This is a genomic window from Saccharopolyspora sp. CA-218241 (assembly GCF_050954615.1).
GTDB classification, from domain to species: Bacteria; Actinomycetota; Actinomycetes; order Mycobacteriales; family Pseudonocardiaceae; genus Saccharopolyspora; species Saccharopolyspora cebuensis.
Genome location: NZ_CP191860.1, coordinates 1,068,482 through 1,082,388, shown reverse-complemented (window position 1 = coordinate 1,082,388; position 13,907 = coordinate 1,068,482). Strand labels below are relative to the sequence as shown.

Genomic DNA, 13,907 nt, shown 5'->3' with positions numbered 1-13,907 from the left:
CCCGTCAGGTCCGGCCGGTCAGGGCGTCGAGGAACCGCCGCACCGAGGCGTTGAACCGGTCGGGGCGCTCCATGTTGACCATGTGGCCCGCCCCGGCGACGACGTCGAGCTCCGCGCCCGGGACGGTGGCGGTGATCCGTTCGAGCATCTCCCGCACGTCGACGACGTCGAGCTCGCCGAGGATGCCCAGCAGCGGCGCGGACACCTCGGGCAACCGGTCCCAGGTGTCGGCCGCCTTGCCCGGCAGCACCGGGTCCGGGCGGGCGTGCCGGGTGGCGGTGTGCATCGCCATCGCGCGGCAGTCCGCCCGGATCGCCGGGTCGACCTCGTGCGGATCGCGGTGCGGGCCGTCGACCCACAGGTCCAGGAACCGCTCGACGTAGCCCTCGGTGTCCCGCTCGGCGACGCACCGCGCCTGGCGCTCGAGCAGGCCCACCACGAACTCGCCGCGCCAGTGCTGCTCGGAGGTCCCGCACCCGCTGATCACCAGGCCGTCGACGCGCTCCGGGTGGTCCAGCGCCACGTCCAGGGCGCTGGTGCCGCCCATCGACTGCCCGACCAGGAAGGCCGAGTCCAGCCCGAGGTGGTCCAGCAGCGCCGTGACGTCGTCGCCGCGCCGGTACTCGGTCGTCGGCGTCGAGGACTCGCCGTGGCTGCGGGCGTCGAGGTTGAGCAGGCGGTAGCCGTCGAACGCGGCGAGCTGCCGCCGCCACACCCGGCGGTCGAGGGTGCCGTCGTGCAGCAGCACGACCGGTGGGCCGTCGCCGAGGTCGTCGTAGGCGAGGTGGCCGTCCGCGCAGGGCGCCCGGTTCATCGGCGGCCTCCCGGGGCGTCCAGCAGTCCCAGCAGCGCCGCCTTCACCTGCGGGCGGCTGGCCACCACGAGGGTGAACAGCGACTCGCGCGCGAGCCGCTGCGCCGGGTGGTCGCGCAGCAGGCCGCCGCCGCCCGCGGCGACCACGCAGGCGCCGCCGGCCCGCAGCGCCAGCTCCGAGCACTCGGCGCGCAGGCCGGGCAGGCTCTCCGGTTCGCCCAGCGCCGCGTCGAACCGGGCGCGCAGCACCCCGGCCTCGGCGCGCAACCGGTCGGCCACCTCCGGCCGGCCCGCGGTCTCCACCGCCGAAGCCGCCCGCTGCACCAGGCCCAGCGGCAGCGCGCCGTCGACGCGCACGCCCAGCGCCAGGCCGTCGAGGAACGCGGCGCGGTCGACGACCGAGGTCACCCGCTCGTCGGGCAGCACCAGGCCGTCGAAGACCAGCCGCACGGTGCTGCTGGCCTGCGCCGCCACCAGGTCGAGCTCGTGGACGGCGCCGACTCCGGGGCCGCGTTCGGCGGCGACGAGCCCGTTGACCACCTCCCCGGTCTCCTCGTGCAGCGCCGACACGTGCAGCACGTCGACCAGCCCCCAGCCGCTGACCAGGGGGACCTCGCCGGTGAGCGACCAGCCGCCGTCGGCTCGGGCCGCCCGCAGCCGGGGCGGCACCGGCAGGACGCCGGAGAACGCCCCGCCACCGCGCAGCTCCCCGCCGGCGGCGCGGGCCAGGAACCGGTCGCGCAGCGCGGTGTTCGGCGTCGTCGCCAGGCCCATCACCACGCCGTGGTGCTGGAGCCAGGTGAAGGTGGTGGTCAGGCAGGCGCTCGCCAGCGTCTCGATCACCTGGAGGAACTCGGTGAACTCCACCCCGGGGCCGCCGAACTCGGGCGGGGCCACCAGGCCGTAGAAGCCGTCCTCGGCGAGCCGCCGGAAGTGGCCGTCCGGGATCGTCCCGGTGCGGTCCACCTCGTCGGCGGCGGGCAGCAGCACCTCGTCGGCGATCTTGGCCGCTCGCCGGAGCATCTCGGTCATGCCGCGCGGCCCCCGTTCGCGGTCGGGGCCAGCTCCAGCAGGTGCAGGTGCCACTCGGCGAACCCGTCGGCCCCGCCGCCGATCAGCTCGCCGGGGAACGCCTCGGCGAGCGCGTCGGGGATCTCCGACATCCGCACCTCCGTGAGAACGCCCAGCGCGTAGCCGAATTCGGCGGCCAGGTCCGCGATCAGCGTCGGATTCCCCATCGCCTCGCCGAACCACAGGTAGACCCGGCCGCCGGGGTGCAGCAGCTCCCGGCCCTCGGCCAGGAACCGGCGCAGCTTCGCGTAATCCGGGTCGAACATCGTCTCGTCCCACAGCGACGAGTCGACGACCTCGGCCGGGGCGTTGAGGAACGGCGGGTTCCAGTAGATGCCGTCGAACCGCTCCCCCGGCCGGACGGCCGAGTACAGATCGCTCTCCCGCGCGGTGACCCGGTCGGCGACGCCGTGCCGCGCGGCGTTGAGCTCGGTGTTGCGCACCGCCGCCGGGTTGAGGTCCAGGCCGAGCACGTGCTCGGTGCCCGCCAAGGCGGCGAGCACGGACATGATGCCCGTCCCGCAACCCATTTCCAGGAATGCCGACATCCGGGCGAAAGGAATCCGGTCGGCGTACAACTCCCCGCCCGGCGAATAGGCGGGCGGCCACACCCCGTCGAGCAGATCCCACTTCCGGCCGAGCAGCTCGAACACATCCGGGCGATCGTCGTCCGAATGGTAGCGATCGATGATGTTCCGGCCGATCAGGAGCTCGAAATCCCGTGCTTCCATGCTGTCCCATCTTCACGTCGGAAGTTTCCGGCGGCAGTCGGCCACCGGGAAAAGGAAAGGAAGAACAACCCCAGCTCGAGCGATTCCCATTCAAACAGCGGCCGGAAAAGGGCGCAACGAAACGCGGACGAACGCGTCACCGGACGGGCGGCGGGGACCACCGCACCATGGCGTCCATGGAACGCCGGGACACCGCCTCGGGGAGGAAGCCGCCCACCCACACCCCGGCGTTGCGCGCCGCCACCGCCACCGGGGACGACAGCTCGGCGAACCGGCCCATCCAGCGCGACAGCGCGCCGAGCCGGGACGTCCGGGCCCGGCGGCTCCCGTCGTAGACCGCGAGCCCCGCCCGCAGCCGCTCCCAGGACCCGGCCCGGCCGATCGCGTGCGCGAGCTCGACGGCGTCCTCCAGCGCCAGGTTCGCCGAGCCCACGTTCGGCGTCATCGGGTGCGCCGCGTCGCCGACCAGGACCGCGCGGCCGTCGGCGAACCCCTCGACCGGGACGGCGATCTCCTCGATCTCGTCGAAGAACAGCGGTTCCGCCGCGGCGCGCGCCAGGAGCTGCGGGATCGGGTCGTGCCAGTGCCCGAACAGCGGTCCGGGTCCGGCGCCGGTGCGCACCGGGCGGCGCCCGCCGGTGGTCCTGGCCAGCGCCGAGAAGTGCACCCGCCCGTCCGGCAGCGGCAGGATCGACAGCCGCAGCCCCGGGCCCCAGGTCTCGGCGGCGACCGGCGCGAGCCCGTCGGCGGGGACCACGCAGCGCCAGCTCACCGAGCCGGTGGCGCGGAGGCCGGGGTGCCGCGGGTGCATCGCGCGGCGGGCCGCGGAGCGGATGCCGTCGGCCGCGACGACCAGGTCCGATTCCAGCAGCGCCCCGTCGACCCGGATCGCGGCCGGCCGGTCCGCGCCGCCGGGATCCACCGGTTCGGCGCCGGAGCCGTAGCGGATCGCGCCGGGCCCCACCGCCTCGGCCAGCGCGCGGACCAGCTCCAGGCGGGGCAGCGCGCGGATCGACTCGCCGTAGCGGCGCTCGACGAATCCCAGCTCGCTGCGGGCGATCCACCGCCCGCCGGGCGCCCGCACCCCGCCCTCGCGCTGGACCACGGCGCGGGCGCGCACCGCGTCGCCGACACCGATCGCGTCCAGCGCCCGCATCCCGTTGGGGGTGATGCCGATCCCGCCGCCGGTGGCGCGCAGATCGGGGCTGCGCTCGAATACCCGGACCGTCCAGCCCTGACCGGCCAGCGCGGCGGCGGTCGCCAGCCCCGCGATCCCGGCACCGACCACGTGGGCGCTGCGCACCATGTCATTTCCTCCCGTGTTCCGCGGAAAAACCGCCGTTCGAGCAGTCCTGGAGGAAATGCGGTTCCTTGCTACCTTCCGGAACATGCGCAGCGTTCCCTCCGTTCGGGTTCGGCTACTGGCCCACGTCGAGGCGTGCCGCCCCGACACCGTCTTCTACGCGGGCGCCGTCGGGTTGAGCGGCGCGATCCTGAGCGATCCCGCCGCGCGTCCGCACCAACTCCTGTTCGCCTGGCTCGTCCCGACCCTCGCCTGGATCGCCTCGCTCTACGGCGGCGACTACTTCGACCGCGAGCTCGACGCGCTGACGAAACCGCACCGGCCGGTTCCGTCCGGCCGGATTCCGCCGACCACCGCGAGGAATCTGATGGTCCTGCTGATCGGCGCCGGCGGGGTGCTGGCGGTGCTGATCAACCCGCTGGCGCTGCTGCTGGCGCTGCCGGCGACCGCGTTCGGCATCGCCTACGCGTGGTGGCTGAAGGGCAAGGGCCTGTGGGGCAACGTCAGCCGCGGCCTGCCCACCGCGCTGGCGTTCCTCTTCGGTTCGATGGCGGTCCAGCCGCTGCCCGCCGCCGCGCTGGTCCCGCTGGCCGTGATGTTCTGGGTGCACGATTCCGGTTCGAACCTCCTCGGTGCGCTGTGCGACCGCGACGGCGACCGCCGCGGCGGCTACCTCACCTACCCGGTGCTGCACGGCGACGACGCCACCGTCCGCGGGTTGACCGGCTTCCACGTCGGGTGGCTCGCGCTCGCGGTGGCCTGGCCGGCGGCCTTCGGCGACCGGATCGACCCGCTCGCCTACTACCTCCCGCTGGCCGGTTGCGCCGCGCTGGCCTGGGTGTCGCTGCGCGGTGTCGTGCGGGCCCCGCGCCCGATCGCCCGCGCGGTGGGCGTGCGCGCGCACGAGGTGCTGGTGCTGGAGCGGGTCGTGCTCGGCACCTTCCTCATCGCCGCCGCCGGGCGGGTCGGCCTCGCCGCGCTGGTCTGCGTCCCGTCGCTGGCCGCCACCGCGCTGGCCCGCCGGATGATGCGCGGCCGGTACGAACCCGCCGGGTGAGCGCGGTCGGCGGACGGGCCCGCCGACCGCGGCCGGACCGGCGCTCAGACCTGCTGCAGCGCGTTCCTCGGGTGACCGCCCTTGTAGAGCCCGAGGACCAGCTCGTGGGAGTAGCCCAGCAGCTCCTGGAGTTCCGGCGGCAGCTCCACGACCTTCTCCGGCGGGACGCTGAGCAGGCTGTTCTCCACCTGGCGCAGCCAGGCCACCTGGAACCCGAACGAGAGGATGTGCCGGACGTCGGAGTCGCTGTTGTTGGCGCCCCCGGCGTGGAACAGGTCCGCCCGGAACATCAGCGCATCGCCCTGGGCCATCTCGGCCTGCACCGCCTCGCTCCAGTCCGGGGCGGGGGCGGTCGGCGGACCGGTGTGGGCGCCGGGCACGACCCACGTCGCCCCGTTCTCGGCGGTGAAATCGCTCATCGCCGACATCACCGAGATCGCGACCGGGTTCTCCCCGCACGGCGCGTGCTGCCACGAGAACGTGTCCCGGTGCAGCTCCTGCACCGGTGCGCCGGGCTTGCGCGCCATGTACTCGGCGATGGTCAGCAGCATCGTGTCCGACAGCGGGGCCAGCACCCGGCGGCAGGCGTCGACGATGTCCCGGTGCAGCACCATGTCCGGCACGCACGGGATGGTGCCGATGAGCTGGTGCATCGTCTGCGAGGTGTCGCCCTGGAACTGGGCGAGCAGCGATCCGTCCGCGTACTCCTTCTCGTCCGGGTTGTCGGCGAGGTAGGTCCGCACCTGCTCGACGTAGGTCTCGCACTCCTCGCGGGAGTACGCCCCGGACAGGACGACCGCGCCTTCGTCGCGGAACGCCGCGTCAACCTCCGCCGGGTCGTAGGGCCGCGTCAAGCGGGGAATCGTGTTGCCCATGGTCACCGATCACCTTTCTCCTCGGGTGCCGCGATCGCGGCCTCGGTGCGGTCCGGGGTCACCAGGTGACCGGGAGCCGCTCGATGCTGACGTCCATGCCCTCGGACCGCCACCGCACCTCGTGCGGCGGATCGGCCGGTCGCAGGCCCGGGATCCGCAGCAGCGCGTCCAGCGCGACGGTCAGCTCCATCCGGGCCAGCGCGGCGCCGAGGCAGTGGTGGATGCCGTGCCCGAACGCCAGGTGCGGGCTGCGCGCCCCGTCGGTGCGCAGCGCGTCCGGCCGCTCGAACTCGGCCGGGTCCCGGTTGGCGCCCACCCGCGAGGCGATCACCGTCTCGCCGGTGCTGATCCGCACCCCGCAGATGTCCACATCGGACTGCGCGATGCGCTGGATGCCGGTCTCCTCGTCCTGCAGCCGCAGCAGCTCCTCCACCACCCGGCCGGTCTCCAAACCGCCGGAGCGCAGCCCGTCGAGCACCTCGGGGTGGTCGAACAGCCGGAGCAGCCCGTGCCCGATCGCCGAAGCGGTGGTGACGTAGCCGGCCATCAGCAGGCCCATCGCCATCGAGGCGACCTCCACCCGGTCCAACCCGTCGGGCTCGTCGCGCTGCCGCACCAGGTCGCTGATCAGGTCGTCGCCGTCGGGCTTGGCGTCGACCAGGTCCACCACGAACCGCTGGAGGTCCAGGAACGCCAGGCCGACCTCCTCCGGCGCACCGCCCACCGAGCGCAGCACGATGTCGGCCCAGCCGCGGAACCGGCCGCGCTCCGCGGCGGGGATGCCCAGCAGCTCGGAGATGATCGCGATCGGCAGCGGGTAGGCGAACGCCTCCTGCACGTCGGCGACCGGCCCCTCGGCCAGCATCGACTCGACCAGGCCGGTGGCCAGCGACAGCGCGTGCTCGCGCAGCCCGGCGATCCGCCGGGCGGTGAAGGCCCGGGTCACGCTGCGCCGCAGCCGGGTGTGGTCGGGCGGGTCCTTGAGGAACATGAACCCGGAGGCGAGGTCGTCCTCGTCGGCGGTGGGGATCGAACCCGGGTACTGCGTGCCGAACGCCGGGTGCCCCAGCAGCTCCCGCACGTCCTGGTAGCGGGTGACCAGCCACGCGTCGCCCCCGTCGGCGGTGCGGACCTTCCGGATGGGCGCGGTCTCCCGCAGCCGCGCCAGCGCCGGCGGGGGCTCGATGGCCGAGTCGCGGGCGAACGGGTACCCGATCGGTTCGGCGCTCTGCTGGTGTCGCACGTCAGCCCTCTCCCTCGGTGGTGCCGTCGAGCACGACCTCGACGGCGTCGGCGAACTCCCCGCCGCTGCGGCCGCGGCGCAGCTCGTGCCGGAACGCCCGCAGCCGTTCGGCCAGCCCCGCGTCGTGGGCGACCCGCTGGAGCAGGTCGGCCAGTTCGCCGGCGGTGAAGGGTTCGCGCAGCCGCACGCCCAGCCCGAGCCGCTCCACGCTGTCGGCGACGGCCCGCTGCTCGCCGATCTGCGGTGCGACCAGCACCGGCACGCCCTGCGCGAGCGCCTCGATGGTGCTGGTCAGGCCGCCGTGCGAGACCGCGGCGGAGGCGTGGGCGAGGGCGTCGAGCATCGGCAGCCGGGCGCGCAGCAGCACCCGCTCGGAAACCGGTCCGACCTCGTGCGGCGCGACCTTGTCGCCCAGCGCCGCGGCGCAGTGCCAGCCGAGGCGCTGCACCCCGCCGACGCAGGTGCGGAAGAACCCGAGGTTCTCGTTGAACACCGTGCCGAGCGAGACCACGGCCAGCGGCTTCGACCGGCGCAGCCACGCCAGCTCGGGCGAGCGCTCGGCGGGCCGGATGCACGGGGTGATGAAGGTGAACCGGGGGCCGAACGTCTCGCCCTTGGGCTGCAAGGCCCGCGGGAACAGCACGATGTCGCGGTCGGCCGCGTTGTCGAAGAGCTGCTCCGGCGAGACCTCGGCGGACAGCCCGATCTCGTCCAGGAACCCGGTGGCGTCGGCGAAGAAGCGCGCCATCGACTCGTCGGTGTCCGACCGCGACCCGTAGTCCTGGTGCAGCGAGAACTCGGCGTTGGAGGCGAACACCGGCCAGGTGCGGACCACCGGGAGGTCGTGGGCCCGCCCGAGCAGCCACCCGGCCATCGACAGCACGTCGGCGACGATCACGTCCGGCCGCTCCTCCCGGACGGCCCGGTCCAGCGCCGCGTGCGCCGCGCGCGCCTCGGCCAGCATGAGCGGCAGGACGCCCGCCATGTCGGACAGTTCCGCGCCCGCCCCGTCCATCGGGGACTCGTAGCCGACCACGTCGACGACGCCGCCCACCTCGGGGGCGAAGCTGCGCGAGGCCAGGCAGCGCACCCGGTGACCGCGGCGGCGCAGCTCGGCCAGCCCGGCCAGGACCGGGTAGACGTGCCCCCACGCGGGGGTGGCGGCGAACAGCACGCGGGCGCCCATCACGCGGCCCCGCCCGCGACCGGGCGCACCGGCATCCGCTCCGGGAACCGGTCGCCGAGCATGTTCACCTTCCACGGCACCGCTTTCCAGTCCTCCAGCATCGCGAAGTCCGCCCCGCACTCGACCAGGGCGTCGACGGCGACCTGCAGCTCCAGCCGCGCCAGGTTCGCGCCCAGGCACCGGTGGATGCCGAAGCCGAACGCCAGGTGCCGGACCACGCCGGGCCGCCGCGGGTCGAAGGTCTCGGGGTCGGCGAACAGCGAGTCGTCGCGGTTGGCGGCGATCAGCGGCGCCACCACCACGTCGCCCTTGCGGATCACGGCCGCGCCCAGCTCGACGTCCTCGGCGGCGAACCGCGGCATCGACTCGCCGTTGTCGCCGGACTGGATGCGCAGGACCTCCTCGACGAAGCCCTTGCGCAGCTCCGCGCCGTCCGGTGCGGTGCGCAGCGCGCGCAGCCACCCGAACTCCAGCAGGTAGCGCATCGCGACGGCGATCGCGTTGGCCGTGCTGACGTAACCGGCCACCGGCAGCCCGAGCACCATGGTGGCCAGCTCGACGTCGTCGACGGTGCCGTCCTGCTGCTGCGCCCGGAGCATGTGCGCGAGCAGGTCCTCGCCCGCCGGACCGGTGCCGCGGCGGCGCTGGGCGATGAGGTCCCGCACGTAGTCGTTGAGCTGCTTCCAGCCCTGCCTCGCCACCACGCCCTGCGCCTCCGAGAGCGGGACGAGGAGCTGGTCGGAGAGCCGCTGGAACATCGCCCGGTCGGGTTCGGGCACGCCGACGACCTCGGAGATGACGTTCATCGTCAGCGGCTTGGCGAAGTCGGCCATCACGTCGACCGGGCCGGTGGCCGCGGCCATCGGCACCAGCAACCGGTCGGCGGTGGCCCGGATCGTGTCGCGGTAGCGGCCCACGTGGCCGACCGCGAACGGACCGGCCACCAGGCCGCGCAGCCGGGTGTGCTCCGGCGGGTCCTGGAAGATCGACTCGTTGGCCTCGTCGGTGCCGCCGCCCCGCTCCAGGTCGATCGGCGACACGCTGAACTCCTGCCCGCCCAGCACCTTGCGGATGTCGCGGTACCGGCTCACCAGCCAGACGCCGGTGCCGTCCGGCGCGGTGGTGCGCGAGACCGGGCAGGACGCGCGCAGCTCGCGCCAGTCGCGCGCGTCGATGTCGGCCGGGCGGAAGCGTTCCACCGGCGGTGGCTCGCGGGAGGTCACGGCGTCCGCGGGGGGCTCCTGCGCTGTCATGGTCGTCCTCCGTTCGGCCGGATGCGCTCAGGCGGTCAACGTCAGCCGGGAGGGACCGCGCACGAGCATCCCGGTCTTCCAGTCGATGCCGGACTCCCCGACCAGCCGCAGGTCCGGTGCGACCGAGGTCAGGACCTCCAGCGCCACCCGCAGCTCCAGCCGGGCCAGCGGGGCGCCGAGGCAGAAGTGCGCGCCGAGGCCGAAACCCAGGTGCGGGTTGGGGTCGCGGGCGAGGGCCAGCCGGTCCGGGTCGGCGAAGACCGCCGGGTCGCGGTTGGCGATCACCGAGGCGGGCACCACCGGCGACCCGGCCTCGACCAGCACTCCGCTCAGCTCCACGTCGGCCGTGGCGTAGCGCGGTGAGGTGCCGCCGGACTCCAGCGGCACGTACCGCATCAGCTCCTCGACCGCCGTCGGGATCAGCGCCGGGTCGGCCACCAGGTCCGCGAACCGGTCGCGGTCGGCCAGCAGCACGTAGAGGAAGTTGGGCAATTGGGTGGAGGTGGTCTCGTGCCCGGCGACGAGGATCGTCATGACCAGCATGACCAGCTCGTCGTGGCTGACGGTGCCGCGCGCGGTGAGCATGGCCGAGATCAGGTCCTCGCGCGGCCGCCGCTCGCGCTCGGCCACCAGCGCGGCGATGTAGTCCCACATGGCGGCGGTGGCGCTCCACCGCTCCTCCTCGGAGATCGCGGTGGCCGCCAGCCCGGCCTCGGCCCAGTGCCGGAAGTGCTCCCGGTCCGCGAACGGCACGCCCAGCAGCTCGCAGATCATCTTGAGGGTGAACGGCAGGGCGAAGTCCTCCACGGCGTCGAAGGTCCCCGCCGCGAGCGCGTCGCCGGCCAGCTCGGTGGCGATGCCGGTGGCGCGTGCGCGGAGCCGGGCCACCGTCCGGGCGGTGAACGCGGTCCGGCACACCGAGCGGACCCGGGTGTGCTCGGGCGGGTCCATCGCGACGATCCCGGCGCTGAAGTCCTCCGCGGCGACCCGGGGGACGTCGCGCCCCACCGCGGCGGCGCGGGAGAACCGCGGGTCGGTCAGCACGGTGCGGACGTCGGCGTGCCGGGTGACCAGCCACGCCTCCTCGCCGTAGGGCAGGCGGACCCGGCTCACCGGTTCCTCCTGCTGCAACCGGCGGTACTCCGGTTCGAGGTCCAGCCGGGGCGCGGGCGGGAACGGGAAGGCCCGGGTCGGCATCCGCGCTCACCCCCGTCCCGGGGCGGCGGGCACCGCGCCGCGCACCAGCGCGTTGCGGGTGACGACGACCTCCGCGCCGCGCCGGGGCACCAGCATCGGCCCCTTCGGCGCCACGCCTTCCGGCTCGGACCGGGCGGGTTCCAGCCGGACGTGGCGGAGGATGGTGCTGATCACGGTGCGCATCTCGACCATCGCCAGCGACGCCCCCAGGCACCGGTGCCTGCCGCCGCCGAAGGGCAGGAAGTGCGCGCTGGGCGGTTCGGTGGGGAAGAACCGCTCGACGGAGTAGACCTCGGGCTCGGCGTGCAGGTCGCCGGACAGGTGCAGCAGCCCCAGCGACACCGCGAACATCGTGCCGGGCGGGAATGCGTAGCCGTCGGCCTCCCAGCGCTCGACCGAGCGGCGGCCGAGGTCCAGCGTGGTGGGCCGCGCCCGGATCGCCTCGTGGATGGCCGCGTCGAGGTACTTCCGGTCCTCGCGGGCCACGGCGTCGGCGACCTGCCCGAGCGCGCCCGGGGCGCGCAGCACCCGCTCGAAGAACCACGCGAGCTGCGTCGCGGTGGTCTCCTGGCCGACGGCGAGCAGGGTGACCAGGTGGTCGCGCAGCTCCTGGTCGGTCAGGCCGGGGCCGTCGGCCCCCTCGGCCAGCAGCAGCGACATCACGTCGCTGCCCGGCGCATCGGGGTCGGCGGCGGCCCGGCGTTCCCGGATCTCGGCGAAGATGATCCCGTCCACCTCGCGCAGCATCCGTTGGAACGCCGCCCACGGTCCGCGCCCGCCGAACTCGCGCCGGAGCGCGGGCAGCAGGATGAGCAGCGGGTTGACGTCGAGCAGCCGGGGCACCAGCACCCGCAGCCGGGCCAGCCGCGCCGAGTCGGTGATGCCGAAGACGGCGCGGATCATCACCTCCAAGGTGACCCGCTGGAAGCAGTCGATCAGCCGGACGCGAGAACCGGCCGTCCACTGCCGGATCTCCTGCTCGACGATGGAGACCATCACGTCCACGTAGTCGTCGACGTTGCCGCCGTGCAGCGGTCGCATCAGCACCTTGCGCCGCCGGGCGTGCTCGTCGCCGTGCGACATCAGCAGCGAGTGGCCGCCCACGATGAAGTCGATGCACTCGTTGGCGGCGGCGGCGTCGAAGTTCGCCGCCTCGTCCTTGAGGATCCGCCGGATGCCCTCCGGCGTCCCGACGTAGACCACGTCGCCGAACCCGAGGATGCGCGCGGTGAACAACGGCCCGTAGCGATTCATGCAGGACACGCCGAACTTCACCGGCGCGAGCAACCACATCAGGGTCTGCACCCAGGCGGGCAGCCGGGGGCCGGGCGGGAGCGCGCCCGGGCCCCGGCGCCGTCGCGGAACCCGGCTCACCGCGCTCCCCCCTCGCGGTTCAGCGTCCGCAGCCACCGGCCGAGCCCGCGCAGCGCGAAGGTGTGCGCGATCAGGTCGTCGGTGTAGCAGAGGTCGTCGAAGTACAGCCCGACGTTGCTCGGCCGCCAGGTCCCCAGGTCGTCCTGGTGGTCCACCAGCCACTCCACGGCCCGCAGCACGCCCGGACCCCGCGGGTCCGCACCGGCCTTGAGCAGCGCGAACAGCGCCCACGACGTCTCCTCGGCGGTGCTGCCCCGCGGCGGGAGCTCGTGGTGCCGCGGCCACCCGCCGTCCGCGGCCTGGTTGGCCAGCAACCACGCCCGGGCCGACTCCGCCGCCGGGGCGCCGCCCCGCGCGGTCTCGACGAACGCCTCCAGCAGCCGGCTGGTGCCGTGGGTGTTGTCCCGGAACCACACCGAGGCGATGGAGCCGTCGCCGTCCTGGTGCGCGCGCAGGTACTCCAGCGCCCGGGCCAGCGCGCTGCCCGGCGAATCCGGCAGCCCCCAGCGGCGCAGCGCCAGCACCACGTGCGCGGTGACCCCGGCGCAGGGCCGGTCGTTCATGATGTGGGTGTCGCGGACCCACTCCGACCAGGAGCCGTCCCGGTTCTGCATCCGCAGCAGCCACTGGATGCCGAGCTGCACCGCCGGGTGGGTGCGCGGCACGCCGAGATCGGCGAGCACCCCGAGCACGACGGCGGTGTCCTCGGACTCCGGCCAGCCCGACGGGTTGGCCCAGCCCCACCCGCCGGGCGGGATCCCGTACTGGGCGAACGGCTTGTTCCACTGGTTGCGCAGCAGCCACTCCCGGGTGCCCTGGAGCAGCGGCTCGTTCGCGACGTCCTGGAACTCGCCGAGCGCCATGATCGAGTACGCGGTGACCGAGATCTCCAGGTCCCGGTCGATCGCCCAGGACCCGTCCTCGCGCTGGGTCTGCAGGAGGTAGTGCAGGGACGCGAGCTCCAGGTCCTTGCCGACCCCGGCCCGCCGCAGCGCGAGGTAGACGAACCCGGCGATCATCGGGCACTCCTCGATGCCGCCGTTGGTGCCGGAGACCTCCCGGAGCCAGTCCAGCGCCCGGGGCTCGGCGAGGCGGCCCAGCGCCCGGCGCAGCGGGCCGCGCGGCAGGGTGCGGCTCTGCATCACGCCCAGGCCGAGGATCGCCGGGAGCGCGATGGACACCTTGTTGCGCCAGCGGCGGGGCACCAGCACCGCCTCGACCGGCATGTCGGGCTGCTGGTCGAAGTCCCGCAGCCCGGTCAGCGCCCAGATCGTCGGCAGCGCCGCGGGCCAGGTCTTGGGGGCCTCGCCGGTGAGCCCGGGGATGACGTTCATCCCGTCGTTGTCGTCGATGAAGGTCCGGGCCCGGGTGATGGCACCGTGCGAGGCGTCCGGGTCGATCTCGTGCAGCGCGGCGAGCCCGAAGGCGGTCATGCCCGGGCTGCTCGGCCACTCCGCGTCGGCCATCGCCCAGCCGCCGTCCTCGCGCTGGTGGGCGCGCAGCCACCGCACCGCGCCGTCGACCCGGTCCCGGTAGCCGACCGGGTCGGCGCGGTGCAGCGACAGCGCGCCCAGCGCGGTCGCGATCGCCGAGGACGACAGCCGGTCGACCCAGGAGCCGTCCTCGCGCTGCCGGTCGTAGAGGTTGGTGATCGCGCGTTCCGCGGCCTTCTCGGCCCGGACGCGGAGCTGTTCGGCGTCCACTGGTCCGCCTTCCCTTCTCGCGGCTGTGCGGGCTTGCTCGTCATGTCGACGCGGTCGGCCACCGGTGCGGGAATTCCCGCATTCCGGCGCCGACCCGTGGA

At 74.2% G+C, this 13,907-nt stretch carries 12 protein-coding genes; 1 reads left to right on the top strand and 11 read right to left on the bottom strand.

Annotated features, from left to right (window positions below; translation table 11 throughout):
* Window positions 1-4 precede the first annotated feature (4 nt).
* The 4 genes from ACQP0T_RS05385 to ACQP0T_RS05370 form a co-directional block, all read right to left on the bottom strand.
* Window positions 5-814: an alpha/beta fold hydrolase gene (locus tag ACQP0T_RS05385; protein ID WP_433871573.1), complete on the bottom strand. Its 810-nt coding sequence runs from the start codon at window positions 812-814 to the stop codon at window positions 5-7.
* On the bottom strand, window positions 811-1,845 hold the full coding sequence (locus ACQP0T_RS05380) for an acyl-CoA dehydrogenase family protein (RefSeq protein WP_433871572.1): 1,035 nt from the start codon (window positions 1,843-1,845) through the stop codon (window positions 811-813). The genes ACQP0T_RS05385 and ACQP0T_RS05380 overlap by 4 nt, the downstream gene beginning before the upstream one ends.
* Complete coding sequence (locus ACQP0T_RS05375; protein ID WP_433871571.1) at window positions 1,842-2,615, bottom strand: methyltransferase; 774 nt, start codon at window positions 2,613-2,615, stop codon at window positions 1,842-1,844. The genes ACQP0T_RS05380 and ACQP0T_RS05375 overlap by 4 nt, the downstream gene beginning before the upstream one ends.
* 136 nt (window positions 2,616-2,751) lie before the next feature.
* Window positions 2,752-3,921, bottom strand: coding sequence for an FAD-dependent oxidoreductase (locus ACQP0T_RS05370; protein WP_433871570.1), 1,170 nt, complete (start codon window positions 3,919-3,921; stop codon window positions 2,752-2,754).
* Between the two features lie 82 nt (window positions 3,922-4,003).
* Between ACQP0T_RS05370 and ACQP0T_RS05365 the strand changes: the two genes are divergently transcribed.
* Window positions 4,004-4,975, top strand: a complete 972-nt coding sequence (locus tag ACQP0T_RS05365) for a UbiA family prenyltransferase (RefSeq protein WP_433871569.1) — start codon at window positions 4,004-4,006, stop codon at window positions 4,973-4,975.
* A 44-nt stretch (window positions 4,976-5,019) separates the two neighbouring features.
* Here the strand turns inward: ACQP0T_RS05365 and ACQP0T_RS05360 are convergent, their stop codons facing one another.
* Genes ACQP0T_RS05360 through ACQP0T_RS05330 form a run of 7 tightly spaced genes read right to left on the bottom strand, consistent with a single transcriptional unit; the run spans window position 5,020 to window position 13,806 of the window.
* Window positions 5,020-5,850: a phytanoyl-CoA dioxygenase family protein gene (locus ACQP0T_RS05360; protein WP_433871568.1), complete on the bottom strand. Its 831-nt coding sequence runs from the start codon at window positions 5,848-5,850 to the stop codon at window positions 5,020-5,022.
* A gap of 58 nt (window positions 5,851-5,908) precedes the next feature.
* Window positions 5,909-7,093 (bottom strand): cytochrome P450, encoded by a 1,185-nt coding sequence (locus ACQP0T_RS05355; RefSeq protein WP_433871567.1) that lies wholly within the window; start codon window positions 7,091-7,093, stop codon window positions 5,909-5,911.
* 1 nt (window position 7,094) lies between these two features.
* Window positions 7,095-8,279 carry a nucleotide disphospho-sugar-binding domain-containing protein gene (locus ACQP0T_RS05350; RefSeq protein WP_433871566.1) on the bottom strand — a complete coding sequence of 395 codons (1,185 nt, stop codon included), beginning with the start codon at window positions 8,277-8,279 and terminating at the stop codon, window positions 7,095-7,097.
* Complete coding sequence (locus ACQP0T_RS05345) at window positions 8,279-9,532, bottom strand: cytochrome P450 (RefSeq protein WP_433871565.1); 1,254 nt, start codon at window positions 9,530-9,532, stop codon at window positions 8,279-8,281. The genes ACQP0T_RS05350 and ACQP0T_RS05345 overlap by 1 nt, the downstream gene beginning before the upstream one ends.
* Before the next feature lie 27 nt (window positions 9,533-9,559).
* Window positions 9,560-10,729, bottom strand: coding sequence for a cytochrome P450 (locus ACQP0T_RS05340; RefSeq protein ID WP_433871564.1), 1,170 nt, complete (start codon window positions 10,727-10,729; stop codon window positions 9,560-9,562).
* Window positions 10,730-10,735: 6 nt separating this feature from the next.
* Window positions 10,736-12,103, bottom strand: a complete 1,368-nt coding sequence (locus ACQP0T_RS05335; RefSeq protein ID WP_433871563.1) for a cytochrome P450 — start codon at window positions 12,101-12,103, stop codon at window positions 10,736-10,738.
* Window positions 12,100-13,806, bottom strand: a complete 1,707-nt coding sequence (locus ACQP0T_RS05330; protein WP_433871562.1) for a hypothetical protein — start codon at window positions 13,804-13,806, stop codon at window positions 12,100-12,102. The genes ACQP0T_RS05335 and ACQP0T_RS05330 overlap by 4 nt, the downstream gene beginning before the upstream one ends.
* Window positions 13,807-13,907 lie beyond the last annotated feature (101 nt).